This is a genomic window from Psychrilyobacter sp., assembly GCF_049671765.1.
Taxonomy (GTDB): domain Bacteria; phylum Fusobacteriota; class Fusobacteriia; order Fusobacteriales; family Fusobacteriaceae; genus Psychrilyobacter.
In genome coordinates, this window is the sequence record NZ_JBATVM010000329.1 from 1 (window position 1) to 2,461 (window position 2,461).

At 23.3% G+C, this 2,461-nt stretch carries 1 protein-coding gene; it reads right to left on the minus strand.

Translation table 11 applies throughout. From position 1 onward, the window contains the following. Nucleotides 1-83 precede the first annotated feature (83 nt). Nucleotides 84-2,066 (minus strand): tetratricopeptide repeat protein, encoded by a 1,983-nt coding sequence (locus WBG30_RS15165; RefSeq protein WP_424505494.1) that lies wholly within the window; start codon nucleotides 2,064-2,066, stop codon nucleotides 84-86. Nucleotides 2,067-2,461 lie beyond the last annotated feature (395 nt).

The following is a 2,461-nucleotide window of genomic DNA, read 5'->3' on the forward strand; positions in this document are numbered from 1 at the left end:
AAATATTAAGAATGTTAGTGATAATTTATCCAGAACAAGTAGAAAAATATATGTAAAAAAAGAGCCGTTTTAACAGCTCTCCTCTAGTAGTTAGGAATTGAATGTACACGTAATTCGGGATAGACCCCTAAATTACTAAATCTTGGATAATTTTCACCAAATTCATTTGGATTAATACGCAAACCTGAATCTATTAAAAATTTCTTTCCATCAATCTCTAAATAATAAGAACTTGCTCCTATTTCATCTCCACCACCTACAGCATAAAAAATAACATCATTTGATTTGCTTTTTTCAATTTTTCCTTCTGTAATTAATTCCAACCTTTTAAAATTTTCTTTTTCAGTTTTAATATCAATGATTTCATCTACAACTTGTTTTAATAAATTCTCAGAGTTTTCTTCTTTAATTTTTTCAGTTATTATTTCTTCTTCTGTAATTTTATTATCTAACAGTTCTGTTTTTATGCTTTCATCAATTAATAACTTTTCTTCAATATTTTCAATTTCTTTTTCTACCCAAACCTCTTCTTCGCTTTTTAGTTCTGTTTTTAGTTTCACTATATTTAAATAAGTTATTCTTTTTTCTGACTCTATGTATGGCTGTGACAGCTTATCAGAAAATTCCATAATATTTTCATATATTTCTTTTGATTTTTTGAAATCATTTAATTTTAAATAACAAAATGCTTTATTCAGCATTAGTCTTGGTTTATATGCCCAATCATTTGATTTTTGATGAATTTCTTTATTAATTAATTCTATTGCTTTTTCGTATTCCTTTAAATTTATACACACACCTATTTCTAATACTTTTAATTTAGATGTCATTACGTTAATTGTTCTAAAGATTTCAAATGCTTTTATATAGTCTCTCATCTTTATATAAATTTCTATTAATAAAACTTTTGTTCTATCATCATCAGATGTTTTTAAAGATTGTTGAATACAATATAATGCAGCATTATAGTCTTCCCAATATGTATAGATTTTTGCTAATGAATTATAAATTATAGGATTCTTGGTATCTTCTAACTCGTGATATAGCTCCATAGCTTCTTCATAATCTTTATTAAAAAAATATGCTTTTGCTAATTGTAGTTTAGCTCTTTCACAACCTAGCCCTAGCGATCTTTTATAATATTCGATTGCTTTTTTATAATTTTTAGTATTTAAATAAGCCGTACCTAAAACAAATAAATAATTCATATTACTTTTATTTTTTTCATAATCTATAAGTAGTGAATTTAATTGTTTGTTGTCTGTTCCTTCCAAATACGATAAAACTTCTTTAGCTTTATAATTACCTTGTTCAATAGCTTTTTCATAATAAATTTTTGCTTGATCTATATTTTTTTCTACTCCTTTTCCTTTTTCATAAATAAAACCTAAGTTTAAAAAAGCATTCCCACTATTTTGTTCAGCTGCTTTTTCATAATAATCGATAGCTAATTCATAATTTTTTTCTTCCTCATAAAACCTCCCTAGAGAGTTTAATGCCTGAATATATCCGAATTCTTCTGCACGTTTTAAATATTTTAATGCAACTTCTTTATTCCCTTTTTTTAAAAATAACATCCCTAAATTATAAGCAGATAATTTATCTCCACTTTCTAGAGCTCTTTTATAATAATTTATAGCTTTTTCACAATTCTTTTCAACACCTAATCCCATTTCATAAAAATAACCTATTTTAAAATAAACTTTAGAATGTTCTATTTTAGTTTCTAAAAATTTTAGAATATAGATAGCTTTTTTTATATCTTTCTCTACTCCTAATCCTCGTTCATAAAGATTGGCTAAATGTAACATACCTATAAAATTATCATTTCTTGTTGAAAGTTTAAAATATTTATATGCGTTAATATAATCTTTTTTTTCTAAAAATATTTCTCCTACAAAGCTAGCAAAAGTACCGTTTCCAGTAGAAATATTATATAGATATTGAATAGTTTCAAAATTATTTTTCTCAAAAATCATTTTTATTTTTTCTTTTAATTTTTTATTTGTATAATCCTTTTTTAATATTAATTGTTGAATTTCTTTTTTAAATACATCATTTTCCATCTTGTATACTCTCCTTTTATATAAATCCTCATGGCATTAGATCATATTTTTATTATTTATGTTAGCCTCTATCTTAAAATACTTCAGTTTAAAGTATATAACATTTTCAAGTACTTTAACACCCTATAAAGTATGAATTACTAAAATAAAGTTAAAAATACTAAAAAAAAAAAACAAATATTTAAATCAGAAGAATATTTGAGATTAAATTTATTTTTTAAAAAGTTAAATGTTTGGGAAATGAGATAGATCTTTTTTTAGGCTATAAAAAAAGGGTTTTTAGTAACTTTTATTTTTGGGGTTTATATTCTTACTTTTATAAAAAAATACAAAATTTTTAAATATGAATAACTAAAAAATGAGTTATAGTCTATTCATAATGTTTAATTTATAGA